We start from the raw sequence: 868 nt of genomic DNA, 5'->3' as shown, positions 1-868 counted from the left end.
CTAGGCTGTGGTGACAATTTAACGATCCGGGATTCCATTCGAGTCGCAAATCAGATTCAACGCTGACTTTTGGAGGTCGGCGATGGATGGTGAGGTTCTTCGAGATGACCAGTGGGAGCGGCTGAAGCCGTTTGTGCCCGGTGGTCGCAAAGGCAGGCGCGGTCCTCGCAGTGATGGGCGTCGGTTCTTCGACGCGATACTGTGGCTTGCCCGGTCCGGAGCGCGCTGGCGTGATCTGCCGGAAGACCGTTTTGGCCCCTATCAGACGGTCAAACGGCGCTATTACCGTTGGATCGAGCAGGGCATATTCGACCGGATTTTCGAAGCAGTTTCTGTYGATCCGGACATGGAGTGGTTGTCCATCGACGCCACGGTTATCCGGGCGCAGGCCCAAGCCGCCGGCGGGCGGCGAAAAAGGGGGGAGCGCAAGCCCAGGCTCTCGGCCGCTCCCGAGGTGGATTTGGCAGCAAAATCCATGCGGTAGTTGATGCACTGGGATTGCCGGTTCGCTTTCAACTCGGCCCTGGACAACAGAACGACATGGCACCGGCTTGCGACCTTATCCGCGCACTCCCAGCCAAACAGGTGCTCGCGGATCGCGCCTATGATGCCGACAGCTTGCATGACATCATTCTTGATCAAGGCGGCGAGCCAGTCATTCCGCCACGCCGACATCGCAAGCACCAACATGCCTATGATCGCCTTGCCTACAAACAGCGATGGGGCATTGAGAGCTTCTTCGCCAAGCTCAAACAATGGCGGCGTATCGCAACGCGCTACGACAAGATCGCCGACAACTTCCTCGGCTTCATAAAGCTCGCGAGCATCATGCTATGGATCAAATAGTTAAATTGTCACCACAGCCTAG

At 57.9% G+C, this 868-nt stretch carries 1 protein-coding gene; it reads left to right on the top strand.

Annotation, left to right across the window (positions count from 1 at the left end; translation table 11 throughout):
• The first annotated feature begins 82 nt into the window (after nucleotides 1-82).
• A protein-coding gene (locus tag AC1DE4_RS31810; protein WP_113580989.1) for an IS5 family transposase occupies nucleotides 83-846 on the top strand; the annotation gives its coding sequence in 2 pieces (ribosomal slippage) (nucleotides 83-410 and nucleotides 410-846; 765 coding nt in all).
• Nucleotides 847-868 lie beyond the last annotated feature (22 nt).

This window comes from Rhizobium sp. 10N414 (assembly GCF_056394785.1).
This window is presented reverse-complemented; position numbering and strand designations above follow the sequence as displayed.